Source organism: Streptomyces tanashiensis, assembly GCF_014648895.1.
Lineage (GTDB): Bacteria > Actinomycetota > Actinomycetes > Streptomycetales > Streptomycetaceae > Streptomyces > Streptomyces tanashiensis.
The window spans coordinates 500,588-525,260 of the sequence record NZ_BMRZ01000003.1 but is presented as its reverse complement, the minus strand read 5'-3'; the positions used below and the strand labels follow the sequence as shown (position 1 = coordinate 525,260).

Genomic DNA, 24,673 nt, shown 5'->3' with positions numbered 1-24,673 from the left:
GGGCGCGGTGCGCCCGTGACAGAGGTCGGGCCGGGCACCACCGCGCCAGCGGTGCCGCCCGGCCCGACGAGGCCGGTTCCGGTCAGGAGCCGACCTGAGCCTCGATCTGGTTCTCGTTGTTCATGGCACCGGCCCAGATCCGTACGTCGGTGACGCTGGCGGGCAGGAAGTGCTTCCACAGCCCACCGGTCATGCCCTTGCCGACGGCCAGCTCGCCCGTGCCGGCCTGGGCGGTGTACTTCTCCCAGTCGCCGTTCTGCGAGGTGCCGACCCGGAGGGCGATCTCACCGCTCTGGGCGTCGAAGATGCCTGTGAGGCGGACGGTGGCGCCGAGGACCGCTTCCGCGTCCGACTGCACCGCGGAGAAGGTGCCGTCGGTGTTGAGCCGGCCGAAGAACCAGTAGCCGACCGGAACGGTCTCCTCTTCGAGGGTCTCCTCGTTGAGGACGGTCTTGGTGCCGGTGGTCTTGAACCACAGGCCCCAGGAGGAGCCGTCAGCCGTGCGCTGGCCGACGACCTGTCCCGTGTAGCCGACGCCCTTCGCGAGGACCTTGGCGCGGTCCAGCGCGACCTGCGTCGACACCGTGAACGAGCCCGTGTCGTCGATGACGGGACCGGTGACGGTCGCCGCGTCGTCCACGCCGTCGAGGACGATCTCCTCGCCCACGAGGGCCGCGCCGCCCGCCAGCGTCATCACGCGCCCGTAGCCCGAGTCCGGGTCGGAGACGGTGGTGCCGGAGGTGTTGGAGGCGGACCAGCTGCCGACGAGCTCCACTCCGGTCATGCCGCCGGGCATCGTCAGCCGCGCCTCCTCGGCCACCTCGGAGTCGATCAGGGCGCGCTGCCAGGCGGCGACCTCGTCGATCGAGCCCTTCCAGTAGTCGTAGTACGCGCCACGCCACCAGACGCGGCCGATCTGGAACTTGCCGGTGGACGTCCACGACTGGACGACCGTGCGGGTGCCCTGGAGCTCGCCGTTGACGTAGAGCTTGATCGCCTTGGCGTTGTTGTCGTACACGGCGGCCAGGTGGGTCCAGGCGCCGACGACCGCGGGGCGCTTGGACTGGACGATCTGGTTGCTGATGTCGCCGTCCGTCGCGTCCTTCGGCGAGGTGCGCAGCTCCCACTTCTTGGAGTCCGCCCGGTAGCCGAGGTAGAAGGCGCTGTACCAGCCGCCTGCCATGGTGCCGTCCTGGCCCAGGGCCGTGTTGTTGCGGCTGCCGTCGTCCAGTCGTACCCAGGTGGAGACGGTGTAGGACGAACCGGTGCCGACGACGGGGCCGTCGGTGGAGGCGTAGCCGGTGGTGCCGGCGAGGTTGAGTCCCTTGTCCGTCACCGGCGTCGCGAGCGGCTCGCCGTTCGCGTCGTGCGTGATGAACCCGCGGCGGCCGCGGTCGTCCCGGTTCACGGGGCCGGTCAGCGTCGCGTCGGAGGCACCGCCGATCGGGGCGCTGTCGACAGCCGCGCCGGTGGCCTCGTTGAAGCTCCAGCGACCGACGGCCTCTTCACCGTTGCCGACCTTGAACAGGACGGCCTTGGGGGCACCCGCGCGTCCGAGGGTGTCCTTCGCGCGGACCTCCAGGGTGTACGTGCCGGCTGCCGAGGGCTTGACGGTCGCCTTCAGGACGCCGGCGGCGAGTGTGGTCCACGTGGTGGAGGTGGGGGCCAGCCGGTACTCGTACTGCTTGTTGGTGTCTCCGGCGGCGGGGCCGAAGGTGAAGCCACCGGCCATGCCGGGAGCACCGGCGGCCGGGCAGTCGTTGGGCAGGCACTCGACGTAGGGACCGTCGAAGGTGACCTTGGGCGCCTTGGGCGCGGTCGGGTCGACCTTGAAGTAGCAGTAGGAGGTGTAGCTCGAGGAGGACGCGTGCGTGCCGTTGTCGTAGTACACCTGCGTCAGGGAGACGTAGCGGTGCAGCGGACCCTCGGCGAGGTTGGTCCCCCAGGAGTGCGTCACCTTGACGTTGTCGCCGACGAAGCCGGTGCCGGCCGGGCTGGCGATGCCGGAGCCGGACCAGGTGCCGTTCGCGGCCTGCGTCTCGATGCGGAACCAGGCCTTGAGCTTGGCTCCCGCCTCACCGCCCGCCGCGGTCTGCGGCGTCGAGTTCAGCGTCGGGGTCGGGTCCGAGACGATCGTCGGGTCCGCCGAGTTGGTGCTGCACACGGTGCCGGATCCACCCACGATGCCGACGCCGGTCGGCTTCGCCGGGTAGGCGACGTAGTTGACGCGGAGGACGGCGTCGTTCCTGAACCGCTTCCACGCCGACGTGTCGCCCTCGTCGTGGGCGCGCAGTTCGAGCGTGAGCCGCGAGAAGTTGCCCGCCGCGAAGGAGGCGACGGTCGGAAGGAGGTTCTCGTTGGTCTCTTCCGGGTTGTCGTTGAACTCGATCGGCGCGTCCGGGGAGTCCGGGTCGCAGAGCGAACCGCGGCCGGCGGACACGGACCGGTCGACCATCCAGTCCAGTTCCTTGGGCCGGCTGGCCCAGGTCGTGGCGGAGGAGATGTTGTCGGTACGGACCAGGTCGACCGTGCGCGGGTCGCACTGGAAGGCCCACGGCTCGGTCACGGCGAAGGTCGCGTCGAGGACGCGCTTGCCCTTGAGCTGGTCGGGGGCGAACTCGAAGTACAGGCGCTGCACGTAGCCGGGGCCGCAGTAGTAGCCGTTCCAGCTGCCGCACTCGCCGACGCCCTGGCCGCGGTTGTCGTCACCGTTGCCCCAGGCGTACGACTCGTAGCCGTCGCTGCGCAGCAGCGTGCGCTCCGACTCGCCCCATGTGACCGTCGGGTCGATGAAGAGGGGGAAGGCGGAGGCGTCGCTCGTGGCGAGCATGGCCGCGTCCGGGACGACCGACAGCGAGCCCTTGTCGAGCTTGACCTGCATGCGGGAGACCTTGTCGCCCTGGCCGGGGGCGAGGCCCTTGCCGGACGGGGCGCGCTCGATGCGGGAAGCGTCCGAGCCCGAGGGCTGTCCGTCCGCGGCCGGCGCCTGCTTCTGCTTGGCGGCCGGGACAGCGGCGGACGAACCTGCCGAGTTCCACATCTGCGCCGGCGGGGCGCGGAAAACCGTCTTGCCGGTTTCGTCCACTGCGCTGAGGTTGCCCGCCGCGCCCTTGCGGACGTCCAGGCCCTTGGCCTTGAGTCCGAAGGTGAGCTGCTTCAGCTTCGGGTTGGCCGCCGCCTTCGGCGTCTTGACGACCAGCACGTGCTGGAAGCTCTCGACGGTGGCGGTGACCTTCAGGTCGACGCCCGGGAGCACCTCGCGGTAGAGGGCGCTGCTGCCGTCGATGGACGGCGCCGGCAGGGTGCCCTGCCAGTCGAGCTCCAGGGAACGCCCCTGCTCCTCGATCGAGACGAGCGGATCCGCGGAACCGCCGCGCGAGAAGGTCATGACCGCCGAGGCGGCCTTGGGCCCGATCGAGCCGTCGGAGCGGCGGACGAGCGTGGCGTCCGGCTTCTGCCAGCCTCCGCCGGGCTTGGTGACCCGGACGGGGACGGAGGACTGCTCCAGCGTGAACGTGTAGCCGTCCGGATTGGCGAACACCGTGGTCCGCTCGGAGCGCTCGCCCTGGACCTCTACGCGCTCACCCGACTTCTTGGCCTCCGCGAGTGCGCGGTGACCTTCGTCGAGCCTGTCGTTCTGGTCGGTCGTCGTCGCGACCGACGGTGCGGTCGCCTGGACCGCGGGCGCCGGGAGACCCAGCGCCATGACGATTGCCGACAAGGCGATCGTCGAGCTGCGGGCACGCTGACGCGCCCACTGCTTCTTCAACATCCCCACCCCTAGTTACGCAAAGAACACAGCAGGTGCGTCACCCAACGGCATGTCGCTTCGCGTCGTCAAGACCGTTTGCTCCCGGCGGACTTGACAGAAATGGTGCACAGATCGTGACATTCGATACCGAACCACGAGGCGGGATGGATGCCGGCGAAATGGTCGCGATCACGGAACGTGACGAGCGCGGGTTCGGCGAGCCCGTGCGCCACGGCGGTCACACCGCGTCAACCCCTCGGGCATATGCCACCGAGAAACCCCAGATGCCCAGAACTCGGACTCTCGTACCGGATGACCTCGTTCCACTTCTAGCACCATGCGTACAAAGGCATTTGTCGACTCTGCGTGTGAGTGAGATCACCGCTGTCGGTCGCGCGTCGCCATGGCCTTCGGCAGCCACACCAGCATCAGCACAGCCGCGCCCACCAGGATGGCCGTCGAGACGCGGAAGGCGGCCGCGTAGCCGGAGGTGAGGGCGGCGGGGGTCGCGGTGGGGCCCGTGACGGCGGTCGCGAGGGTGGTCAGGGTCGCCAGGCCGAGGGCGCCGCCCATGGTGCGGGAGGTGTTGACGAGGCCGGAGACGAGGCCCGCGTCGCCGGGGGCCGCGCTGGAGGTGGCGAGGGTGGCCAGCGGCGTGGTGGCCAGGCCGATGCCGGCCATCATCAGGATCCCCGGGCCCAGGATCGTCGTCAGGAAGCTGCCGTCGGCGGTCATCGTGGACTGCCAGGCGAAGCCCGCGGCCCCGATGAGCGCACCGGTCACCGCGAGGTTCCGCGCGCCGACGGCCGGCATCAGGCGCGGGGCCAGCTTCGAGCCCACGATGACGCTGAGGGAGCTGGGGACGAGCGCGAGGCCGGCCTGGAGCGGGGTGTAGCCGAGGACGCTCTGCGCGTACGTCGTCATGAAGAACCACATGCCGAAGGAGCTCGAACCACACAGCAGGATCCCCACGTTGGCGGCCGACACCGCCCGCGTGCGGAAGAGCTTCAGCGGCATCAGCGGGGCCGCCGTACGGGCCTCGACGGTCACGAAGACCGCGAGGAGCGCCAGGCCTCCGAGGAGCGTCAGGAGGGTCGCCGGATCGGTCCAGCCGGCCTCCTCCGTCTGGACGATGCCGTACGCGAGGGTGGCGAGGCCCGCGGTGACGAGGACGGCGCCCGGCAGGTCGAGGCGGCGGCCGGCGGCGGCGCGGCTCTCGCGGAGCCAGAGCACCGCGCCCGCCAGGACGAGGACCCCGATCGGGACGTTCACGAGGAGGACCCAGCGCCAGGAGAGCAGGTCGACGAGGAGCCCGCCGACGAATCCGCCCGCGGCGCCGCCGGCCGCGCCCACCGCCGTCCAGGTGGCGATGGCCCGGGTCCTGGCCGGCCCGGCCGCGACGGCGCCGGTGACCAGGGTCAGGGTGGCCGGGGAGAGGGCGGCCGCGCCGAGGCCCTGCGCGGCGCGTCCCGCGACGAGCTGCCAGCCCTCCTGGGCGAGGCCGCCGGCGACCGAGGCGGCGGTGAAGAGCCCGAGCCCCAGGAGGAACATCGTCTTCCGCCCGTAGAGGTCGGCGGCCCGCCCGCCGAGCAGCATGAACCCGGCGAAGGCGATCGCGTACGCGCTGATCACCCACTGCAGGCCGGCCGCCGAGAGCCCGAGGTCGGTCCGCATAGACGGCAGCGCCACGTTCACGACGGAGACGTCGAGGACGACGAGGAACTGGCCCGCGCAGGCGGTCAGGACGACCGTCCAGGCGCGGGGGGAACGTCGGGGGGTGGAGGACGCGGTCGTGGTGGCGGAGTCGGTCTGCGGCATGAGTGTGATGGTCGCAGACCGGGTCCGACCCGTACATGGGGATATGGTCCTACGTCTTTCGCGCCCCCGGCGTTCCCCGCCCCCGACGGTCCGGTTCTACGCCTTCCGCAGCAGCGTCACCACCGCCGCGCCGCCCAGGCCGATGTTGTGGGCCAGGCCGACCCGCGCCCCCGCCACCTGGCGGGCTCCCGCCTCGCCCCGTAGCTGCCAGACCAGTTCGGCCGCCTGGGCGAGACCGGTCGCGCCGAGCGGGTGGCCCTTGGAGATGAGGCCGCCGGAGGGGTTCACGACCCAGCGCCCGCCGTACGTGGTGGCGCCGGACTCGACGAGTTTGCCGGAGGCGCCCTCCTCGCACATGCCGAGCGCCTCGTAGGTGAGCAGCTCGTTGATGGAGAAGCAGTCGTGGAGTTCGACGACGTCCACGTCCTCGATGCCGAGGCCGGAGCGCTCGTACGCGAGGCGGGCCGCGGCCCGGGACATCGGGCGGCCGACGGCGTCGATGCAGGAGCCGGAGGCGAAGGACTCCTCGGTGTCGGTGGTCATCGCCTGGCCGGCGATCTCCACCGCCCTCCCCCGCAGCCCGTGTTCGTCGACGAAGCGTTCGGAGACGACGACGGCGGCGGCCGCGCCGTCGGAGGTGGGCGAGCACTGGAGTTTGGTGAGCGGCCGGTGGACGGTCTTCGCGGCGAGGATCTCGTCGACCGTGTAGACGTCCTGGAACTGGGCGTTCGGGTTGTTCGCCGAGTGCTGGTGGTTCTTGGCGCCGACGGCCGCGAGCTGCACCTCGGTCGTCCCGTACCGCTCCATGTGCTCCCGGGCCGCGTTGCCGAAGATCTGGGCGGTGGGCGGGGACATCTCGAAGCCGTGGGCGGCGGCCATGATGCCGTAGTGCCGGGCGACGGGCGAGGTCTTGAAGTCTCCGGCGCCGGAGCCGCCGCCGAGCGCGCCCCGCGCCATCTTCTCGAAGCCGAGGGCGAGGACGCAGTCGGCGATGCCGCCCTCGACGAACTGGCGGGCGGTCATGAGGGCGGTGGAGCCGGTCGCGCAGTTGTTGTTGAGGTTGTAGACGGGGATGCCGGTGAGCCCGAGCTCGTACGCGGCGCGCTGGCCCGCGGTGGAGGCCTGGAAGCAGTAGCCGACGGCGGCCTGTTCCACGCGCGCGTAGGGGACGCCCGCGTCGGCGAGGGCGGCGGTGCCCGCCTCCCGGGCCATGTCCCAGTACTGCCAGTCCCGGGTCTCCGGCTTCTCGAACTTCGTCATCCCGACGCCGACGACGTACGCCTTGCCCATTCTGAGTTCCCCCTCAGTCCTTGGGGAGGCCGAGCAGACGCTCGGCGACCACGTTGAGCTGTACTTGCGTGGTGCCGCCCGCGATGGTGAGGCAGCGGGACATGAGCAGGCCGTGGACGGCCCGCTCACCGGGTCCCTCGCGCACGGCGCCCTCGGCGCCGCGGAGTTCGAGGGTGAGTTCGGCGAGTCTCTGCTGGTGGAGGGTCTGGACGAGTTTGCGGACGCTGGCACCCGCGCCGGGTTCGAGACCGGACACCTGGAGCAGGGTGGTGCGCAGGCCGATGCACGCGAGCGCGTGCGCCTCGGCGAGCAGCGCTCCGATCCGTACGCGTACGGAGCTGTCGACCCGGTCCGCCTGCGCGATGACGGCTTCGAGGCCGGTGTCGAAGGCGACCTGGTCGGCCATGTGGACGCGTTCGTTGCCGAGGGTGTTGCGGGCGACCCGCCAGCCGTCGTTCACCTCGCCGACGACGGCGTCGGCGGGGAGGAGGGCGTCGTCGAACCAGACCTCGTTGAAGAGCGAGTCCCCGGTGATCTCCTTGAGCGGCCGGATGTCGATCCCGGGGGTGTTCCGCATGTCGACGAGGAAGTAGGTGAGCCCCTGGTGCTTGGGGGCGGTGGGGTCGGTGCGGGCGAGCAGGATGCCGTGGTGGGCCCACTGGGCGGCGCTGGTCCACACCTTCTGCCCGTTGACGCGCCAGCGCCCGTCCTCGGTGCGTTCGGCGCGGGTGCGCAGGGAGGCGAGGTCGGAGCCTGCTTCGGGCTCGGAGAAGAGCTGGCACCAGAGGCGTTCGCCGCGGAGGGTCGGGCCGAGGTGTTCGGCCTGCTGCTCCGGGGTGCCGTGGGCGAGGAGCGAGGGGACGACCCAGGTGGCGATGCCGAGTCCGGCGACGGTGATCCCGGCCTCGTCCAGCTCCCGCTGGACGGCGAGCTGCTGGAGGGGGCCCGCGCCGAGCCCGTACGGCTCCGGGAGGTGCGGGGCCGCGTAGCCGGTGGGGGCGAGGGCGCGCCGGGCGGCGGCCGGGTCGAGCCCTGCGGCGGGGGCGACGGCCTCGCGGGCCGCGCGGCGGTACGCGTCGGCCTCGGGCGGGAGGTCGAGGCGGAGGCCTCGGCGTACGCCGGCGGCGGCGTGGCGGACGGCGGCGAGCCGGTGGTGGTCGCCGGTGCCGAGGAGCTGGCGGGCGACGAGGGCGCGGCGGAGCAGCAGGTGGGCGTCGTGCTCCCAGGTGAAGCCCGTGCCGCCGAGGATCTGGATGCAGTCCTTGGCGCAGGTGTACGCGGTGTCCAGGGCGGTGGCGGCGGCGAGCGCGGCGGTGAGGGAGCGGGCCTCGTCGCGGCCGGCGCGGGCGGCGTCCCAGGTGAGGGCGCGGGCCTGTTCGAGCCGGACGAGCATGTCGGCGCAGAGGTGTTTGACGCCCTGGAACTGTCCGATGGGGCGGCCGAACTGCTCGCGGGTGCGGGCGTGTTCGGCGGCGGTCTCGACGGCGCGGGCGGCCGTGCCGCAGGCGTCGGCGGCGAGGAGGACGGCGGCGGTGTCCCGGACGAGGGCGGTGACGGCGCCCGGTGTCCCGTCGGGGTGGGCGTCGAGGGTGAGCTCGCGGTCCGCGGGGACGTGCGCGGCGCGGGCGGTGATCTCGGCGGTGGGCCGGGTCGGGTCGGCGCTCTCGTGGGGCCGGACGGCGAGGTTCCCGGTGTCGGCGGCGAGCCAGACGGAGCCGTCGGCGGTGGCGGCCCGGAGGAGCACCAGATCGGCCTGGGCGCCGCCGAGGACCGGGGGCGCGGTGCCGTCGAGGAGGTATCCGCTCGCGGTGCGGACGGCGGTGAGGGTGCCGGTGCCGCCGAGGGCGACGGCCCCGATCCGTTCCCCGCGCGCCAGCGCGCCGGCCGACTCGTGCCGCCCGCACCGGTGGAGGAGTTCGGCGGCGAGTACGGAGGGCAGGTAGGGCCCGGGCAGCAGGGCCCGGGCCGCCTCCTCCACGACGACGGCGAGGTCCACGAGGTCGCCGCCCCCGCCGCCGTGCTCCTCGGGGAGGTGCAGCCCGAGGAGTCCCTGCTCGGCGGCGGCGTCCCAGTGGGCGGGGCGGCCGGTGGCGGTGTCGGGGACGTCCAGGTGCTTGCGGACTTCCTCGGGTGGGACGGCGCGGGTGAGCCAGCCCCGGACGGATCGGGCGAGCTCCCGCTGTTCGTGCGTGATGGCGATGCCCATGCGCCGCAGACTAGAACACGTTCCATTCTGACGGAAGGTCAGAAACATGATTGGGGAAAACCTGCGCGGCGCAGGGAAATCCCCTGTAGAGTCGTTTGCGTCACGCAGAGATTGCACCGCACAGTCACCACCTCAGGGGGAACCATGCTCACCGTCGCCGTCACCGGAGCCACCGGCGCCCAGGGCGGAGCCACCGCCCGCAGCCTGCTCGCCGCGGGCCACCGGGTGCGGGCCCTCACCCGCCGCCCCGACTCGCCCGCCGCCGACACCCTGCGCGCTCTCGGCGCCGAGGTGCGGTGCGCGGACTTCGACGACCGCTCCTCGCTCGACGCCGCCCTCGCGGGTGACTCCCTCTTCGCCGTCACCGCCTTCGAGGGCGGCGTCGACGTCGAGATCCGGCAGGGCAGGACGCTCGTCGACGCGGCGGCGGCCGCCCGCCTCGGGCACGTCGTCCTCACCTCCGTCGCCCACGCCGACCGCGACACCGGCGTCCCGCACTACGAGAGCAAGCGCGTGATCGAGGACCACCTCCGCGCCTCCGGCACGCCCTGGACGGTGATCGGCCCCGCCGCGTTCATGGACAACTACACCGGCGGCTGGACCGCCGACGGACTCCGCGGGGGAACCTTCGCCTGGCCGATGCCGGCCGGCCGCCCGCTCACCCTCATCTCCTCGCGGGACATCGGCGCGTTCGCCGCGCTCGCCCTCGGACGCCGTGCGGACTTCACGGGCCGGCGCATCGACATCGCCTCCGACGAGCGCACCCCCGCGGAGATGACCGGGATCCTCGCCGCCGCCATGGGCCGCCCCGTCTCCTACGAGGAGGTCCCGCTCGCCTACGTCCGCAGCCGGTCCACGGACCTGGCCGCGATGTTCTCGTACTTCACCACGACCGGTCTCGACGTCGACGTCGCCGGTCTGCGCCGCGAGTTCCCCGAGGTCGGCTGGCACGGTTTCGACGACTGGGCCCGGAGCCAGGACTGGGCGTCGATACTGGCGCCTGAGCCCGCACCGCCCCACCACTGACCGCATCGCTCACACCCGGGGAGTCCTCATGGAGCCCACGCCCAGGCCCAAGTCCAAGCCCATCGGCTTTCTGCTCAACCGCACCGACGAAGCCCTCACCCGCGTCATGGACGGCACGCTCGGGGAGTTCGGCCTCACCCGCGTCGCCTGGCAGGTCCTGAACCTCGCCAAGGGGGACGGAGGGACCACCGACGCCGAGGTCCTGTCGGTCCTCGCGGCCAACGCCGACGTCCCCACCCTGACCGCCGCCGTGGACACCGTCCTCGCCGACGGCTGGGTGTCCCGCCCGGCCCCCGGCCGGCTCGCCCTCACCCCGGACGGCGGGCGGCGCCTGACCGAGGTCGCCACGCACGTGGCCGCGTTCCGCACCCGGTCCGTCGAGGGCATCACACCCGAGGAGTACGGGACCGCCGTCCGCGTCCTGGAGCGCATGATCGAGAACCTCGAAGGCCCCCGCCCCTGACACCGTCGCCGACACCGCCCCTGTGACAGCATCGTCGAGGAGACTCAGCCGCACACAGGGGGGCGACATGGGCGCGAGTTGGACGGCATTGCTGATCGCCGTGGTGGGCGTGGCCGGGACGCTGGGGGCCGCGCTGCTGACACAGAACCGCGCGGACCGCACCAAGCGCATGGAGCTCCAGGCCGCCGCCGAGCAGCGTCGCGAGGAACGCGGCCACGCCGAGGAGCTGCGCAGGGCGGAGCTGGAACGGCATCGGGAGAGCGAGAGCCTGGAGCGCCGGCGGGCCTGCTACATCACGCTGAACACCGCCGCGCGCCAGTACGTGACCGCGATGACCAACCACATCCACGCGCTGCGGCGCGGCGAGGACGCCGCCGCGTCCCTGGAGCACCTGGAGGAACGCCGAGCGGCCTACCGCGACACCTACGCGGAAGCCCAGATGATCGTCCCGAACGCGGTGGCGCGCGCGTCCGGTGACGCGAAGGACCACCTGAACGACGCCTACGGAAAGCTCAGGAAGTACGCGGCCGACCCCTCCGGGTACGCGGACGAGCTGTCGGCCATGGGACGGGAACTCCACGAGGACGTCTGGCCGTACGTGGTGGCGATGAAGGTGGCCATGCGGATCGACCTCGGCGTCGACGACGACTGATTGTCAGTGGCGCCTGCCACGATCACCGGAGACCTGAACCACTCCTCGAACGACTCCGGAGAGCGAGCACGCCATGGGCACCTGGGACATCGGCCCCTTCGACAACGACACCGCCGCCGACTTCTCGTACCGGGTGGACGAGGCCCCCGAGGAGAAGCGGGCCGAGGTGCTGCTCGCGGCCTTCCGCGAGGTGACCACGACGGGCGAGGAGTACCTCGACTCGGACCTGGCCGTGGAGGCGATCGCCTCGGCCGCCCTGGTCGCGGCGCAGTGCCCGGGCGGCGAGCCGGTCACCACCTCGTACGGCCCGAAGAAGCCCCTGCCCGAGCTCCCCGCGGAACTGCGGCCGGCGGCGGTCGAGGCCCTGGACCGGGTCCTCACCGAGCCGTCCGAACTCCTGGAACTCTGGGAGGAGTCGGACGGCGAGGAGTGGAAGACGGGCGTACGCAAGCTCCGGGCGGTCCTGGACGGAGCGGACGCGGGTTCGGGCTCGGGCTCCTGAGGCGCTGACGCGCGCGGCCCTGAGGGCCGTCGTACAGTGCGGCCCCTAGGGGCCGTCGTACAGTGCGGCCCGCAGGTAGGCGTTCAGGTCCTCGCCCGGCACCCCGGTCCACTCCGCCCCGGGCACCCCGACCCGTACGACCTCATAGCGCCCCTCGTCCGGCTCGTGCACCAGGACCTGACGGCTCATCGAGTACATCGGGTCCACCCGCAGCCGGACGGCGCGGTGCGTCATCGTCGGGAACGTGTTCCGCAGCACCTCGTCCGCGTGGAGGCGGCGCAGGAGGTCCCGCTGCCCCCGGTGGTACTCGGACGACAGGAGGCCCGCCCACTGCGAGGCGGTGGGTTCTCCGGCTTCGAGCGCCCCGGTGAACTCGTCGAGGTGCAGGAAGCCGAACCTCGCCTCCAACACGTCGGCCGACACCCCCTCACGCCATGCGGCGATCGCCTCCACGAGCGTTCCGAGGTCGCCCGTCGTGCCGATGTCCCAGCCGAAGTCAGGGATGTGGACGCGGAGCCGGAACAAGCCCTCCCCGGTCGTGGTGTGGACCGACAGGTAGCCCCTCGTCGTCTCGATGCCGACGGCCTCGGTGGCCCAGGGCGAAAGACCGATGTCACAGCCGCGCTGCTCCGCAGCCTGCCGCAGTGCCGCGACGAGGCCGTCCGAGGCGGTCACGGCCGGAGACCCTTCAGGCGGACCGCGATTCCGAGGCGCGGATCCCCCTTCTCGACCTGGAATCCGGCCGAGGCGAGGATTCCCGGCAGGGCCTCCTGCATGAACGGGTGAACGTCCCGGTGGTGGCGCACGACCGGAGGCGGATCCGCAGGGTCGATCCCCCTCGCGAAGAGTTCGACGGCAGCGGTCGTCGGCTTCCCGTCCGTCCTCCGGTCCACGTACGCCCCGCCGTCCGCGAGCGGGTCCACGCGGACCTCCGCGCCGGGCGACTCGATGTGCTTCATACGCTCCTCGTTCGTTGCGCCTCGGTCCGGTGACGACCGGCGCGATGCCGCAGGGCGAGCACGACGCTCGTGACGGTCGCGGTGACGGCGATGAGCGCGAAGGCGAGCAGACCGGGGTTGACCCACCACGGGACGATCTCCTCCCCCGCGCACACCAGGCTCACGGGCAGCGCACTGCTGGAGTCGGGCTCCGCCATGTGCCCCGCGTTGAACCAGCACGCGTCCTCGGGCTGAAGGAACGGCATGTACGAGAGCCCGTACACGTGCAGCGCCCCGCCCGCGACGAAGGCCAGCACGGCGACCCAGGCGGCCTTCTTCGCGGGTGTACGGCGAGGACGGGGCGGCGGGGGCAGTGGGGAGTTCTCCCGCCGGGCCCGGACGAGCCCCACGTAGGTGATCCCCGCCCACACCGGCAGGGCGACGGTGAGGATCATCAGCCCGATGAGGGTCACCACGGTCAGCCGCCGATGAGACCCTCGACTGCGGCGCCCACGAAGGCCGTGAAGGCGGCGGGGGTGGCGAGGAAGGCGGGGCCTTCGGGGTTCTTGGAGTCCCGGACGGCGACGTGGGCGGCGAGGTCGGCGATTTCGATGCAGTCACCGCCGGTGTCGCCGCTGTAGGACGACTTCCGCCAGGCGGTTGAGCCGAGGGGGGCACACTCGATGCACTCGCCGCCGTTGGGGCCGCTGTAGGACGACTTACGCCACCGCAGGTTCTGGCTGGTGTCCATACCGCTCCCTCATCACCCGTTCGATCAGTGCCGCCGAGTCCTCGCGGGAGAGGGCTGAGGCTTGCAGCCGAGCGTAACTGACGGACCGCTCCCTGATCACTTGAGAATGCGCGGTCATATGACCCGAGTCGTAGCTCTCGCTGTAGAGGATGTCGGGGTCTTCATCGAAGCGCAGAAGGGTGAACGAACCCAGCAGCCCTGGGTGCTGACCAGCCGTGAACGGAAGCATCTGCACCTGCACCCACGGGTGGTCGCGGAATCCCAACAAGTGAGCCAGTTGGTTTCGCATGACCTCGTCACCGCCGATCTGCCGGTGCAGCACCCCCTCGTCGAGCACAACACACAGGACCGGCGGATGCTCGCGCCCCAGAATGCGTTGGCGGTCCATCCGCGCCACCACCATGTCGTCGAGCCGGTCCGGGTTCTCGACGCCCAGGACGGCGCGCGCATAGGCCTCCGTCTGGAGCAGGCCGTAGACCAGCTGGGCCTGGAAGGTCGAGAGGTACGCCGCCCGCCCCTCCAACTCCGCGTACGCCTGGAACCACGTCGGCAACTGGCTCCTCAGCACCAGCCCCACCAGCCGTGAGAACGACCCGCTCGTCATCAGCGCCGCGTCCAGCCGTTCGGAGAACTCCCGCGTCGGGACCTTCTTCGCCGTCTCGATCTGGCCGATCAGTGAGCCCGTGCAGTACAGGATCCGGCCCAGCTGCGGCTGGTTGAGGCCCGCCTCCTCCCTCAGGCGGCGGAGTTCCGAGCCGTAGTAGTCCAGCGGCGAGGCGCTCGGATCCAGGTTGCGGATGTTGACCACGGCGAGGTCACCCCCAAGCTCACGCGGTGAGGCGTTGCGTTCAGTCCGTAGCCGAGCGTAACGAAACCCGCTCAGGCTGGTGGCATGAATCAGGCAACAGACCTCTACCCTGCGGAACTTGCCGACAGCTACCGCATGGGGTTCACCGTCGGTGAGCACTCCGCCGGTCACATGCGCCGCATCCTGCGCGTGTTCCTCACGCGCTGGGGGCTCGGCCACCTCGCCGACCCGGCGACCCTCGCGCTCACCGAGCTCGTCGCCAACGTCGTCCGGCACGTCCCCGGCCGGCGGTGCTCCGTGCTCATGCTGCGGGAGCCGGACGGGCTCCGGGTCGAGGTCGCGGACGCCGTCCCCGGCGGCCTCGTCGCGAAGGCGGCCGATCCGCTGGACGAGAGCGGCCGGGGACTCTCGCTGGTGGAGGCGGTGACGGACCGGTGGGGGGTCGAGGAGAGGGCCGACGGGAAGACGGTGTGGTTCGCGTGCGACGCGTAGGGCACGATGGGCGCCCGTAGCCTGTACCCGCCAGTAGGAGTGACCATGTCCGAGCCCTCAGCCGAGATCCTCGCCGCCTTCGAGGCCGCCAAGGGCTTCATGCCCGTCGGGGAGGGGCTCGCGCTGTACGCGGCGGCCGCCGAGGCCGCGAAGCTCGGGCTGCCGCTCCTGGAGGTCGGGACGTACTGCGGGCGCTCGACGATCCTGCTGGCCGACGTGGCCCGGCAGGCGGGGACCATCGCGGTGACCGTGGACCACCACCGGGGCAGCGAGGAGCAGCAGCCGGGCTGGGAGTACCACGACGCGAGTGTGGTCGACCCCGAGGTGGGGCTCATGGACACCCTGCCGACCTTCCGCCGGACCCTGCGCAAGGCGGGGCTCGAAGAGCACGTGATCGCGGTGGTCGGGCGGTCGCCGCAGGTCGCGAAGGTGTGGGGCGGGCAGCTCGGCCTCGTGTTCGTCGACGGCGGGCACACCGACGAGCACGCCACGAACGACTACGAGGGCTGGGCCCCCAAGGTCGCCCCCGGGGGCCTGCTCGTCATCCACGACGTCTTCCCGGATCCGGCGGACGGCGGCCAGGCGCCGTACCGGATCTACCTGCGCGCGCTGGAGTCGGGCGACTTCGAGGAGATCTCGGTCACCGACTCGCTGCGGGTGCTGCGCCGCCGCTGACGGCCCCGGCGACCTCCGCGACCGTTCCCGTGACCCGACGGCCCCCCCTCGAAAGGTGACGGCCGTCGGGATGGACATCACGTCCACGCGGTGAAGGTCAGTACAGCGAGGTCACGTACAGGCAGTTGGTGTAGCTGTAGCCCGGTTCGATCTTCGTCTTGCTCGACTTGGTGTCCCCCGCCGTCGAGGTGCCGGTGGCCGCCCGCTTCTGGAGGAAGTGGTAGTCGCCGGCGGGCAGCAGCAGGGTCACCTTCGGGTACTTCGAGGACGGACCGGAACAGGCCTTGATCTTCGGCGAGTTCACGAGCAGCGGGGTCTGGTACTTCTTGCAGGTCCCGCACGCCTTGAGGGTGACCTTGCCGGTCATCGGGCCCGTGTAGAGCAGCTCGACCTCACCGGGACCGTCGTTGCTCACCACCATGACCATCCGGGCGCCGCCGGGGACGTCGGCCGGGGGCAGGCTCTTGCCGGCCGCGGGCTCCTCGTCGGCGATCTCGGCGGCGATGGCGATCGAGCGGGCGTGGGCGGCCTGCGGGCTGTTCGGGTACGCCTTGGCGTAGTCCGTCATGGTCGTGGCCGCGGCGCTGAACTCCTTGTTCCTGAACTGGGAGGTTCCGCAGGCGAAGTCGCCCTTCTGGACGGCGTCCGCCGCCTCCTTCGTCGCGCCCTGGAGGGACGGGTCGGTCATGTTGCTGAGGGAGGAGCGCAGCGCGCGCAGCTCGACGGTGGTGTCGCAGGGCGCGGCGCCACCGGTGAGGGCGGTCGTGCGGGTCTTGATCGCCGCGCGGACGGCCGGTTCGACGCGGGTCGCCTGGGCCGACTTCGGGAAGGTGCCGAGCAGCTCGTTGAGGCTCTCGCTCGCCGTCGGGTCCGCCGTCTGCACGCCGAGCGCCGCCGTGCCGCACTCGTAGAGCGACTCCGCCAGCGGCTCGTCGGTCTTGGCGGGCCGGGAGCCGAGCAGCTCCTTGTCGACAGTGGCCGGGAGCCCCCGCAGGTGCTTGAGCGGCGGGACGGCCGCGCAGTACTGCTTCTTCTCGTACGGGGCGGAGACCGCCTTGTAGTACGCGTCGAGGCGGTCGGGGACGAGCTTCCCGGCCCGCGAGCCGGCGTACCGGGTGCCGAGGTCCTCGTAGCCGGAGAGCGCCTGGCGGTAGATCGGCTCGGCCTTGTCGAAGGCGAGCCCGTCGGCGGACTTCACGAGCGCGTCCGCCGCCGCGAGCTGTTCGAGGAGTGCCTGCTCCTTCGCCTCGTCGCGGGCGGCGCCGTACGCGAGCGAACCGCCCGCGGGCACGGCGAGCAGCACGAGCGCGAGCGGCAGCGCCAGGCGCCGGAAGGAGGCGCCGATCCGGAGCGTGGCGCGCAGTCCGCGGCGGGCGCCGTCGGCGGCGACGGCGAGCAGGAAGACGCCGTAGCCGACGAGGAGGCCGAAGGGCACGCCGTCGACGTCGGCGGGGAGGGCGGCCACGAGCAGGGCGGCGGTGGCGAGCCAGCAGAGCGCGGCGCCGATCCAGTTCCGCAGGAGGACGTAGCCGAGGCCCAGGCAGGAGAGGTTGAGCAGGCCGATCATGGCGGCCTGCGCCGGGTTCGCGTCGCCGGGGGGCTGCGCGGGCGGCTGAGGACCGTGGCCGGGCGGCGGTCCGTAGCCGCCGGGGGGTCCGTACCCCGGCGGCGGACCGAAGCCGGGCGGTGCCCCGGGCGGCGGCGGCGCGGTCCCGGCCCCCGCCCAGCCGGGCGCGGTCGCGGGGCCGGTCGCGGGCCCGGGCGCGGCGCCGGGCGGCGGGGCGGACGTGGCCGCGGGCGGGGTGGCATCGGCCCCCGCGCCGGTCGGCGCACCGAAGGCGAGCGTGGGCGGGCTCGGCTGGCCCGCCGGAGCCGGACTCGGCTGGCTCGGCTGGCCCGGCTGGCCCGCGGGAGCCGGACTCGGCGGACTCGGCTGGCTCGCCGGAGCCGGGCTCGGCGGAGTCGGCGCGGCCCAGGGCGGCTCGGGAGCCCCGGAAGGGGTCCCGGAGGCCGCCGGGTTCCGCGGATCTAATGCGCCGCCGCCCGGAGGTCTGTCGGTCGGCTCGGGACGTGCGTCGTTCGGTTCTTCCCCCACCACGGTTCCCCTCGTGGGTCCATGCGCGGTGACACCCCACCGTCGCCCTTCTCACCTACCCTTCACGGTTCGCCCACACGCGTCCACCGCTTCACGAAGCCGGTGACCAACCTGCGACGTACCCCTACGGCGTTTCGCCCCGCGCAGGGCCTAAAGTCGCGGGGTGCCGTACGACCACCGGAACACCGCCCGCCGTACCCTCGCCCTCGCCCTCGCCGCCACGGGCTGCTGCGCCGTGCTCGCCGGGTGCGCGACCTCCCAGGCCTCACCGCCGAGCGGAAAGGCCGGGGCGTCCCGGGCGACCCAGGGCGAGAGCGGGACGCAGTCCCGGCCGCCGTTCGCCTCCCCCTCCGCGCCCCGGTCCACCCGCTCGCCGGTTCCGGCGCAGGGAAGCCGCTCGCTCGCCGGGCGGACCGTCGTCATCGATCCCGGCCACAACTCCGGCAATTTCCGCCATTCCACCGAAATCAACAAGAAGGTCAATATCGGGACGACCCGCAAGGAGTGTGACACCACGGGCACCTCCACGAACGCGGGCTACACCGAGGCCTCCTTCACTCTCGACGTCTCCCACCGGCTGCGGGACCTGCTCACCGCACGCGGCGTCAAGGTGGTCCTCACCCACGACGGCGACCGCCCCTGGGGCCCCTGCATCGACGAGCGGGCCCGGATCGGCAACGCCGCCCGTGCCGACGCCGTCGTCTCCGTCCACGCGGACGGCTCGGCCGTCGGCAACCGCGGCTTCCATGTGATCCTCCCCGCGAAGGTGGGGGCGGGCTCCGCCGACACCGTGGGAATCGTCGCCCCCTCCCGCGCGCTCGGCGAGCGGATCGCGGACCGGTTCGCGCACGCCACCGGAACCTCGCCCTCCAACTACATCGGTTCCGGTACGGGGTTGGACGTACGGGACGATCTCGGCGGCCTCAATCTCTCGACCGTGCCCAAGGTCTTCGTCGAATGCGGCAATATGCGTGATCCGAAGGACGCACAGCTGCTCACGTCGTCGACGTGGCGGCAGAAGGCTGCCCAGGGGCTGGCGGACGGCATCGCCACCTACCTCCAGGGGTAGAACCCGCGGGCGATAGATTCGCTCCGTACGATGGGGTCTCACCCCCGTGCCATGAACCGAGCGCCACGACCTGAGCGCCACCCGACGCGACGACCGACGAACCGACGAAGGACTCTTACGTGAATATCCGCTCCCTCAACCGAGGCGATGGCGTGCTGATCGGTGCAGCGGTGGTGCTGTTCATCGCCTCGTTCCTCGACATCTCCGGCTGCGACGCCGCCCCCGAGATCTGCGCCAAGATCCCCACCACGAACTCGTGGGAGCTCTCTTACCTCGGCTGGGGTTCCTACTTCGTCGGCCTCGCCGGCGCCGCCCTCGTCGTCGCCTCCCGCGCCCTGCCGGAGCCGCGCAAGGTGGCCGGCCTGGAGCTCGGCCAGGTCGGCACCGCGTTCACCGTCGCGGCCGCCTGGACCCTGCTCATGTGGATCTTCGAGGCGGAGAACGCCGGAGCCGGCCTGGTCCTCGGCCTCATCGCCGCCCTGGTCCTGGCCGGTGCCGCCGTCGCGGGCCCGCTGGTTCCCGCGCTCAAGGCCCCGCTCGTCGGTGCGCCCAAGCCGCAGACCCCGCAGCCGTACGGCATGCAGCCCGGCCAGCCGGGTCAGCCGGGCGTCCCCGGCGGCTACGGCTACCCGGGCGCGCAGCACCCGCAGTACGGCGGCCCGCAGGACCCGTCGCAGGGTGCCGGCCAGCCGTTCGGCGCGCAGGCCGCCGCTCCGCAGCCGCAGGCCCCGCAGCAGCCCGAGCCGCAGGCCGCCGCGCCCGCGCCGCAGCCGGCCGGGGACTTCGCGCCGTTCTGGTTCGCGGTCCCGGTCGCCCGTCCGCTGTACGCGGAGGACGGCTCGCAGGCGCCGATCGCCGAACTGGCCCCGGGTACCTGGTACCTGGCGGTCGAGCAGCGCGGTGCGGCCCTGGTGGCCCAGACGCAGGACGGCCGCCGCGGCGTCCTCCAGGACACCACGGGCATCCAGCGCGGCTGATCCCCCGCTCACGCACGGCCCCCCGCCCGGAATCCCTTCCGGGCGGGGGGCCGTTGCCGTACAGTCCCCCATCGGACCTGACGGAGCGTCAGAAAGGATGTGGGCCATGCGACTCGGGCTCGCCCTCGGCTACTGGGGCCGCGGCCCCTCCCCCGCCCACCTCGACCTCGCCCGCGAGGCCGAGCGGCTCGGCTACGACTCCGTGTGGACCGCCGAGGCCTGGGGCTCCGACGCCTTCACCGCGCTGACCTGGATCGCCGCCCACACCAGCCGCATCAGGCTGGGCACCGCCGTCGCGCAGATGGCCGCCCGCGCGCCGACCACCACCGCGATGCACGCGCTCACGCTCGACCACCTCTCCGGCGGGCGCGTACTGCTCGGGCTCGGCCTGTCCGGGCCCCAGGTCGTCGAGGGCTGGTACGGGCGGCCCTTCCCCCGCTCCCCGCTGACCGCGACCCGGGAGTACGTGGACGTGGTCCGCCAGGTCCTGCGCCGCGAGGCCCCCGTACGGCTCGACGGACGCCACCACTCCCACCCGTACACCGGCCCGGACGGCACCGGCCTCGGCAAGGCCCTCAAGCCGATCACGCACCCGCTGCGCGCCGACGTGCCCGTCCTGCTCGGCGCCGAGGGCCCCAAGAACATCACGCAGACCCTCGCCATCGCCGACGGCTGGCTCCCCCTCTACTGGACACCCGACCGCTGGGCGCAGGTCTACGCCCTGCCGGACGCGCTCCCCCAGGGCTTCCTCGTCGCCCCCATGGTCCGGGCGCAGCTCTGCGAGGACGTGACGGCCGGACTGCTGCCGGTCAAGGCGATGCTCGGCTTCTACATCGGCGGCATGGGGCACGCCGCCCGCAACTTCCACGCCGACCTGATGGGGCGCATGGGGTACGAGAAGGAGGCCCACCGCATCCAGGAGCTGTTCGCGGCGGGCCGCCGCGAGGAGGCCGTGCTCGCCGTGCCGGACGCCTTCGCGGACGAGATCTCGCTCGTCGGTCCGCGGGAGCGGATCGCCGAGCGCCTGGACCGATGGCGGCGGGGCCCGGTGACGGACCTGTTGGTCACCGCACCGGACCCCGCCACGCTCCGCCTTCTGGCTGAGCTCAACTCCTAGCCCTAACCGCCCAGTTGCGAGGTGCTGGGGACCTTCTCCACGACCTCGGCGCCGGCGCTCTTCCCGGCCTCCTTGACGCTGTTGATGACGCTCTCGAAGGCGCCGACGTCCGCGTCGCCCACCTCGCCCTTGCGGAGCTTCGTCCCCAGTTCCTTGAGCGACTCGATCCCGGCGGTGAGGGGCGCGACGGCCTTCGACAGCAACGGGTCGCCCTTGGCGTTGTTCACCGCCGCCTTGAGCCGGTTGTACGTGAACGCGCCCGCGAGGCCCGCCTTCACCAGGGCGAAGGTCCGGCCGTCCGCGCCCTTCTTGAACTTGCCCTCGCGGTACGGCTTCACGATCCACTGGTACGTGGCACCCGCGGCCAGACCGGCGTTGGCCACGAACCGCGTCTTCGCGAGCTTCTGCTGCTCGAAGCTGCTGGAGGCCGTCGGGGTCGCGGCACCGCTCGCACCCGCGTTGTCGTCGTCGTTGCAGGCGGCGGTGGTCAGGAGCAGGGTGCAGGACAGCAGCAGCGCCACGACTCCGCGCGAAACACTTCTGGGCAAGACGGAACCTCCCTGATCACGGTGGAGCCAGCCTGACCCGCACCGGATGCGCCCGCCACCGGGGCGGCGCCGTACGGGTACGGGCGTCCCCCGCCCGTCCCTGGGCGTCCCGGGACGGCGGGAGGCCTGGCCAGGCGGGCCGCGGGGACCCGAGGGTGGGGGGCGCACCCGGAAACGGTCCGGGGTGCGTTCGGGACCAGGAAGGGTCGCCTCACACCATGAGCAAGAACACGGGCCTGCGCAGAAGGATCGCCGCCGTCGTCGCGTCCACCACGCTGCTCTTCGGCGCCGGGGTCGCGACGGCGGGCACGGCGTCGGCGGGCTACGGCTGCCCGTCGGGCTACCACTGCGCCTTCAGCCTCTACACCTACTCCGGAGCCTCGCACCACTACTTCAACAGCGACCCGAACTTCACCGACGACGTCTTCGACCACCACGCGGTGCGCGGCGACTGGGGCTACGGGTTCGGCGACACCGTGAACGACAAGGTCTCGGCCGCCAGCAACTCCAGCACCGGCGGCTACGAGAGCCACTACTACCGCGACATCAACTACGGCGGCGGCCTGGCCTTCTGCGTCAACCCGGGAAGCTCCATCGACAACTTCACCGACATGCCCGTCGACCAGCAGAACGTGGCCAGCTCCCTGCTGCTGCGGGGCACGACCAGCGTCCACTGCTACTGATCCGCCCCGTCGTGGGCCCGGCACGCCGGGCCCACACGCCCGACCGCTCCGCAGAAAGGCAGCCCACCGACATGACCGGCCCCCGCCGCAGCGCCCTCACCGCCGTCGCCGTCCTCGCGGGGGCGGCGGCCGTCGTCGGCGGCTGGACCCTCGCCGCCCCGCCCGACACCACCCCGCCGGTCCCGGCCGCCGCCACCGCGTCGCACGCACTGCCGCAGGTGACCGAGCGGCTGTTCCGCTGGACCGAGGTCGACTACCGCAGCACCGAGGCGCAGCGCCGGTACGCCGTCGCCTGTATGGCACGGCACGGCTTCCGGTACGAGCCGCCCGCCCCGCCCCTCCCCGGCACGGGCGGCGACCAGCGGCCGCAGCCCTTCGGGCAGGAGTCCGCCGCACCGCCGGCCGAGACCCCGCCGCCCGCGGAGAAGCCGCCCGCGCCCGGCAGCGCCGAGACCGGCAAGGCGTACGGCCTGGCCCTCTTCGGCGACCAGAAGAAGCGGGTGACCGCCAAGGGAACGCGCGGGATGAAGGTGTCCCGGCCGGGCGACGGCTGCCTCGCCGAGGGCGAGACCAAGGTCCTGGGCGACGGCCGGATGCGGTGGCTCCAGGTGCGGATCATGCTCTTCGAGGCCCAGGAGCAGGCCCGGGCGGACCTGGAGAAGGACCCGGAGTTCCGGGCCCTGAACGGCCGCTGGCGGGCATGCATGGACGAGGCCGGGTTCGCGGGGAAGACCGATCCGGCACGGCTCCTCGGCGCGCTGCGGACCGAGGCCGCCCGCCACGCCGACGCGTCGCTCACGGCGGACCTGCGCTGCAAGGAGTCCACCGGCTACCTGCCCACCGCGTACGCACGCCTCGCCGCCGTCCAGCAGCGCTGGCTGGACGGCCATCCGGACGTCGACCGCGACTGGAAGGCCCTGCTGCGCCGCCAGGACGAGGCGACGCGCGACGTTCCCGTACCGAAGGCCTAGCCGCCGCAGCAGTCGGGTTCGAGGCCCGCCGGGAGGCGGTCGCCGGCGAAGACGGCGACCGTCGCCTCCTCGCCGCCCAGGGCCGCGACCGCGAGGAGGAGCGAACCCGCGGTCCAGGCCGTCTGCTCCTCGGGCCAGACCGCCTTGTCGGCCTCCGTCTCGCCCTCGAAGACGTACCCCGTCCAGTACATGCCGTTCCCGGCACGCAGGTGCTGGATGTCCTGGAGGATCGTGAGGGCCCGGTCGGACTCCCCCATCGCCCACAGGGCGAGGGCGAGTTCGCAGCTCTCGCCGCCGGTGACCCACGGGTTGGGGACCACGCAGCGCACGCCGAGACCGGGGACGACGAAGCGGTCCCAGTCGGCCTCGATCCGGGCCTTCGCGTCGGCCCCCGTGACCGCGCCGCCGAGGACCGGGTAGTACCAGTCCATCGAGTAGCGGGACTTGTCGAGGAAGCGCTCGGGGTGGCGGCGGATCGCGTGCCCGAGGGCCCCGGCGGCCAGCTCCCAGTCGGGCTGGGCCTCCTCGCGCGCCTCGGCGATGGCCAGGGCGCAGCGCAGCGCCTGGTGGATCGACGAGCTGCCGGTCAGCAGAGCGTCGTCCACGGGCGTGCCGTCGGGCTCGCGCTTCCAGCCGATCTGTCCGCCGGGCTGCTGGAGCCCGAGGACGAACTCGACGGCCGCGTAGACGACGGGCCACATCCGGTCGAGGAAGGCGTCGTCGCCGGTGGAGAGGTAGTGGTGCCAGACGCCGACCGCGATGTAGGCGACGAAGTTGGACTCGCGGCTCCGGTCGGTGATCTGCTCCGGGTCGCCGTCGTGGTAGGCCGCGTACCAGGAACCGTCGCTGTTCTGGTGGCGGGCGAGCCACGCGTAGGCGCGGGCGGCGGCGGCGTGCTCGCCGGCCGCGTCCAGGGCCATGGCGGCCTCGGTGTGGTCCCACGGGTCCAGGTGGTGGCCGCGGAACCAGGGTATGGCGCCGTCCTCGCGCTGCACGGCGAGTATCCCGGCGACCGTCTCGGCGGCCTGCTCGGCGGTGAGCACGCCGGGCAGGACGAGGTGCTCCGCGATCCGCTCGGGAGACGTCACTGGGCGTCGGCCTTCGGGAGGTGGGGCTTGGTCGCGTACGCCACGAAGCTCTTGCCGACGACCGGGTTGAGCAGCTGCTCGGCGACCCGGGTCAGGGCGGGCTTCTTCATGATGTCCCAGACCAGGAGCTTGTGGTACGCGCGGACCGGCAGCGCCTTGTCGTTGTCGACGCCGAAGGCGCACTTCAGCCACCAGTACGGCGAGTGCAGCGCGTGCGCGTGGTGGGTGCCGTACGGCTTGAGGCCGGCCTGCCGGATCTTGGCGAGCAGCTCGTCGGCCTTGTAGATGCGGATGTGACCGCCCTCGACCTCGTGGTACGCGTCGGAGAGCGTCCAGCAGATCTTCTCCGGGCCGTAGCGCGGGACGGTGATGGCGATGCGGCCGCCGGGCTTGAGGACGCGCACCATCTCGGCGAGCACGCCCTTGTCGTCGGGGATGTGCTCCATGACCTCGGAGATGATGACGACGTCGAAGGACTCGTCGGGGAAGGGCAGGTTGAGCGCGTCGCCCTCCATCGCGGTGGCGGTCGCGCCGGCGGGGGCCTCGCCGGCCTCCTTCATGGCCGCGAACCACTTGGCGACCTCGCGGATCTCCTCGCCGTTCTGGTCGAGGGCCACGACCTGGGCACCGCGCCGGTAGCACTCGAAGGCGTGCCGGCCCGCACCGCAGCCCAGGTCGAGCACACGGTCGCCGGGGGCGAGCGGGAAGCGAGTGAAGTCGACGGTCAGCACGAGGTCTGCCTTTCGCGGTGGG

General features: G+C 72.4%; 25 protein-coding genes. 11 read left to right on the top strand and 14 right to left on the bottom strand.

Features of this window, described 5'->3' with window-relative positions:
- Positions 1-82 precede the first annotated feature (82 nt).
- The 5 genes from IE237_RS13015 to IE237_RS12995 all read right to left on the bottom strand — a co-directional run bounded on the left by IE237_RS13015 (position 83) and on the right by IE237_RS12995 (position 9,065).
- Entirely contained in the window at positions 83-3,772 is a 3,690-nt protein-coding gene (locus IE237_RS13015; protein WP_229842639.1) for a LamG-like jellyroll fold domain-containing protein, read from the bottom strand.
- Positions 3,773-3,837: 65 nt separating this feature from the next.
- Complete coding sequence (locus IE237_RS13010) at positions 3,838-3,993, bottom strand: hypothetical protein (protein ID WP_189802065.1); 156 nt, start codon at positions 3,991-3,993, stop codon at positions 3,838-3,840.
- Positions 3,994-4,129: 136 nt separating this feature from the next.
- Positions 4,130-5,569 carry an MFS transporter gene (locus tag IE237_RS13005; protein WP_189802064.1) on the bottom strand — a complete coding sequence of 480 codons (1,440 nt, stop codon included), beginning with the start codon at positions 5,567-5,569 and terminating at the stop codon, positions 4,130-4,132.
- Positions 5,570-5,665: 96 nt separating this feature from the next.
- Entirely contained in the window at positions 5,666-6,859 is a 1,194-nt protein-coding gene (locus IE237_RS13000) for a lipid-transfer protein (RefSeq protein WP_189802063.1), read from the bottom strand.
- A gap of 13 nt (positions 6,860-6,872) precedes the next feature.
- The gene (locus IE237_RS12995; protein ID WP_189802062.1) at positions 6,873-9,065 is read right to left on the bottom strand and encodes an acyl-CoA dehydrogenase family protein; all 2,193 of its coding nucleotides are present in this window, start codon (positions 9,063-9,065) and stop codon (positions 6,873-6,875) included.
- A 144-nt stretch (positions 9,066-9,209) separates the two neighbouring features.
- Between IE237_RS12995 and IE237_RS12990 the strand changes: the two genes are divergently transcribed.
- The 4 genes from IE237_RS12990 (at position 9,210) to IE237_RS12975 (ending at position 11,708) form a co-directional block, all read left to right on the top strand.
- Positions 9,210-10,091: an NmrA/HSCARG family protein gene (locus IE237_RS12990; protein WP_189802061.1), complete on the top strand. Its 882-nt coding sequence runs from the start codon at positions 9,210-9,212 to the stop codon at positions 10,089-10,091.
- A 28-nt stretch (positions 10,092-10,119) separates the two neighbouring features.
- Complete coding sequence (locus IE237_RS12985; protein ID WP_189802060.1) at positions 10,120-10,554, top strand: MarR family winged helix-turn-helix transcriptional regulator; 435 nt, start codon at positions 10,120-10,122, stop codon at positions 10,552-10,554.
- Positions 10,555-10,621: 67 nt separating this feature from the next.
- Positions 10,622-11,206 (top strand): hypothetical protein, encoded by a 585-nt coding sequence (locus IE237_RS12980; RefSeq protein WP_189802059.1) that lies wholly within the window; start codon positions 10,622-10,624, stop codon positions 11,204-11,206.
- 73 nt (positions 11,207-11,279) lie between these two features.
- Positions 11,280-11,708, top strand: coding sequence for a DUF4259 domain-containing protein (locus IE237_RS12975; protein ID WP_189802058.1), 429 nt, complete (start codon positions 11,280-11,282; stop codon positions 11,706-11,708).
- Between the two features lie 45 nt (positions 11,709-11,753).
- Here the strand turns inward: IE237_RS12975 and IE237_RS12970 are convergent, their stop codons facing one another.
- Genes IE237_RS12970 through IE237_RS12950 form a run of 5 tightly spaced genes read right to left on the bottom strand, consistent with a single transcriptional unit; the run spans position 11,754 to position 14,205 of the window.
- Positions 11,754-12,383: a hypothetical protein gene (locus IE237_RS12970; protein ID WP_229842638.1), complete on the bottom strand. Its 630-nt coding sequence runs from the start codon at positions 12,381-12,383 to the stop codon at positions 11,754-11,756.
- Complete coding sequence (locus IE237_RS12965) at positions 12,380-12,667, bottom strand: hypothetical protein (RefSeq protein ID WP_189802057.1); 288 nt, start codon at positions 12,665-12,667, stop codon at positions 12,380-12,382. The genes IE237_RS12970 and IE237_RS12965 overlap by 4 nt, the downstream gene beginning before the upstream one ends.
- On the bottom strand, positions 12,664-13,122 hold the full coding sequence (locus tag IE237_RS12960; protein WP_189802056.1) for a hypothetical protein: 459 nt from the start codon (positions 13,120-13,122) through the stop codon (positions 12,664-12,666). The genes IE237_RS12965 and IE237_RS12960 overlap by 4 nt, the downstream gene beginning before the upstream one ends.
- Positions 13,123-13,124: 2 nt before the next feature.
- A complete protein-coding gene (locus tag IE237_RS12955) occupies positions 13,125-13,397 on the bottom strand; it encodes a DUF397 domain-containing protein (RefSeq protein WP_189802055.1) in 273 nt (90 codons plus the stop codon).
- A complete protein-coding gene (locus IE237_RS12950; protein WP_189802054.1) occupies positions 13,366-14,205 on the bottom strand; it encodes a helix-turn-helix domain-containing protein in 840 nt (279 codons plus the stop codon). Before IE237_RS12950 ends, IE237_RS12955 begins: the two co-directional genes overlap by 32 nt.
- An 84-nt stretch (positions 14,206-14,289) precedes the next feature.
- On the opposite strand from IE237_RS12950, the gene IE237_RS12945 reads away from it, so the two are divergent.
- On the top strand, positions 14,290-14,697 hold the full coding sequence (locus IE237_RS12945) for an ATP-binding protein (protein ID WP_229842637.1): 408 nt from the start codon (positions 14,290-14,292) through the stop codon (positions 14,695-14,697).
- A 45-nt stretch (positions 14,698-14,742) separates the two neighbouring features.
- Positions 14,743-15,372, top strand: coding sequence for a class I SAM-dependent methyltransferase (locus IE237_RS12940; RefSeq protein ID WP_189802053.1), 630 nt, complete (start codon positions 14,743-14,745; stop codon positions 15,370-15,372).
- 97 nt (positions 15,373-15,469) lie between these two features.
- On the opposite strand, the gene IE237_RS12935 is transcribed toward IE237_RS12940, so the two are convergent.
- Entirely contained in the window at positions 15,470-16,939 is a 1,470-nt protein-coding gene (locus IE237_RS12935) for a hypothetical protein (protein WP_189802052.1), read from the bottom strand.
- A gap of 691 nt (positions 16,940-17,630) precedes the next feature.
- Between IE237_RS12935 and IE237_RS12930 the strand changes: the two genes are divergently transcribed.
- From IE237_RS12930 to IE237_RS12920, 3 genes are all read left to right on the top strand, one after another.
- Positions 17,631-18,536 (top strand): N-acetylmuramoyl-L-alanine amidase, encoded by a 906-nt coding sequence (locus tag IE237_RS12930; RefSeq protein ID WP_189802051.1) that lies wholly within the window; start codon positions 17,631-17,633, stop codon positions 18,534-18,536.
- A 119-nt stretch (positions 18,537-18,655) separates the two neighbouring features.
- Positions 18,656-19,513 (top strand): DUF5336 domain-containing protein, encoded by an 858-nt coding sequence (locus tag IE237_RS12925; RefSeq protein ID WP_189802050.1) that lies wholly within the window; start codon positions 18,656-18,658, stop codon positions 19,511-19,513.
- Between the two features lie 106 nt (positions 19,514-19,619).
- Positions 19,620-20,630, top strand: coding sequence for an LLM class F420-dependent oxidoreductase (locus tag IE237_RS12920; RefSeq protein WP_189802049.1), 1,011 nt, complete (start codon positions 19,620-19,622; stop codon positions 20,628-20,630).
- 2 nt (positions 20,631-20,632) lie between these two features.
- Here the strand turns inward: IE237_RS12920 and IE237_RS12915 are convergent, their stop codons facing one another.
- On the bottom strand, positions 20,633-21,178 hold the full coding sequence (locus tag IE237_RS12915) for a hypothetical protein (protein ID WP_189802048.1): 546 nt from the start codon (positions 21,176-21,178) through the stop codon (positions 20,633-20,635).
- A 218-nt stretch (positions 21,179-21,396) separates the two neighbouring features.
- Here IE237_RS12915 and IE237_RS12910 point away from each other — a divergent pair, with 218 nt between their 5' ends.
- Together IE237_RS12910 and IE237_RS12905 are read left to right on the top strand one after the other, a co-directional pair.
- Positions 21,397-21,861, top strand: a complete 465-nt coding sequence (locus IE237_RS12910) for a peptidase inhibitor family I36 protein (protein ID WP_189802047.1) — start codon at positions 21,397-21,399, stop codon at positions 21,859-21,861.
- A 71-nt stretch (positions 21,862-21,932) separates the two neighbouring features.
- Positions 21,933-22,832, top strand: coding sequence for a hypothetical protein (locus tag IE237_RS12905; protein WP_189802046.1), 900 nt, complete (start codon positions 21,933-21,935; stop codon positions 22,830-22,832).
- Here IE237_RS12905 and IE237_RS12900 read toward each other — a convergent pair.
- Positions 22,829-23,920 (bottom strand): prenyltransferase, encoded by a 1,092-nt coding sequence (locus tag IE237_RS12900; protein WP_189802045.1) that lies wholly within the window; start codon positions 23,918-23,920, stop codon positions 22,829-22,831. The two genes, IE237_RS12905 and IE237_RS12900, sit on opposite strands and share 4 nt — an antisense overlap.
- Positions 23,917-24,651, bottom strand: a complete 735-nt coding sequence (locus IE237_RS12895) for a class I SAM-dependent methyltransferase (protein WP_189802044.1) — start codon at positions 24,649-24,651, stop codon at positions 23,917-23,919. Before IE237_RS12895 ends, IE237_RS12900 begins: the two co-directional genes overlap by 4 nt.
- Positions 24,652-24,673 lie beyond the last annotated feature (22 nt).

What these genes read in the sequence shown, in the direction of transcription:
- IE237_RS13015 (WP_229842639.1), bottom strand. Translation starts at nt 3,772, where the DNA reads ATGTTGAAGAAGCAGTGGGCGCGTCAGCGTGCCCGCAGCTCGACGATC.
- IE237_RS13005 (WP_189802064.1), bottom strand. Translation starts at nt 5,569, where the DNA reads ATGCCGCAGACCGACTCCGCCACCACGACCGCGTCCTCCACCCCCCGA.
- IE237_RS13000 (WP_189802063.1), bottom strand. Translation starts at nt 6,859, where the DNA reads ATGGGCAAGGCGTACGTCGTCGGCGTCGGGATGACGAAGTTCGAGAAG.
- IE237_RS12995 (WP_189802062.1), bottom strand. Translation starts at nt 9,065, where the DNA reads ATGGGCATCGCCATCACGCACGAACAGCGGGAGCTCGCCCGATCCGTC.
- IE237_RS12990 (WP_189802061.1), top strand. Translation starts at nt 9,210, where the DNA reads ATGCTCACCGTCGCCGTCACCGGAGCCACCGGCGCCCAGGGCGGAGCC.
- IE237_RS12985 (WP_189802060.1), top strand. Translation starts at nt 10,120, where the DNA reads ATGGAGCCCACGCCCAGGCCCAAGTCCAAGCCCATCGGCTTTCTGCTC.
- IE237_RS12980 (WP_189802059.1), top strand. Translation starts at nt 10,622, where the DNA reads ATGGGCGCGAGTTGGACGGCATTGCTGATCGCCGTGGTGGGCGTGGCC.
- IE237_RS12975 (WP_189802058.1), top strand. Translation starts at nt 11,280, where the DNA reads ATGGGCACCTGGGACATCGGCCCCTTCGACAACGACACCGCCGCCGAC.
- IE237_RS12965 (WP_189802057.1), bottom strand. Translation starts at nt 12,667, where the DNA reads ATGAAGCACATCGAGTCGCCCGGCGCGGAGGTCCGCGTGGACCCGCTC.
- IE237_RS12955 (WP_189802055.1), bottom strand. Translation starts at nt 13,397, where the DNA reads ATGGACACCAGCCAGAACCTGCGGTGGCGTAAGTCGTCCTACAGCGGC.
- IE237_RS12945 (WP_229842637.1), top strand. Translation starts at nt 14,290, where the DNA reads ATGAATCAGGCAACAGACCTCTACCCTGCGGAACTTGCCGACAGCTAC.
- IE237_RS12940 (WP_189802053.1), top strand. Translation starts at nt 14,743, where the DNA reads ATGTCCGAGCCCTCAGCCGAGATCCTCGCCGCCTTCGAGGCCGCCAAG.
- IE237_RS12935 (WP_189802052.1), bottom strand. Translation starts at nt 16,939, where the DNA reads ATGATCGGCCTGCTCAACCTCTCCTGCCTGGGCCTCGGCTACGTCCTC.
- IE237_RS12920 (WP_189802049.1), top strand. Translation starts at nt 19,620, where the DNA reads ATGCGACTCGGGCTCGCCCTCGGCTACTGGGGCCGCGGCCCCTCCCCC.
- IE237_RS12910 (WP_189802047.1), top strand. Translation starts at nt 21,397, where the DNA reads ATGAGCAAGAACACGGGCCTGCGCAGAAGGATCGCCGCCGTCGTCGCG.
- IE237_RS12905 (WP_189802046.1), top strand. Translation starts at nt 21,933, where the DNA reads ATGACCGGCCCCCGCCGCAGCGCCCTCACCGCCGTCGCCGTCCTCGCG.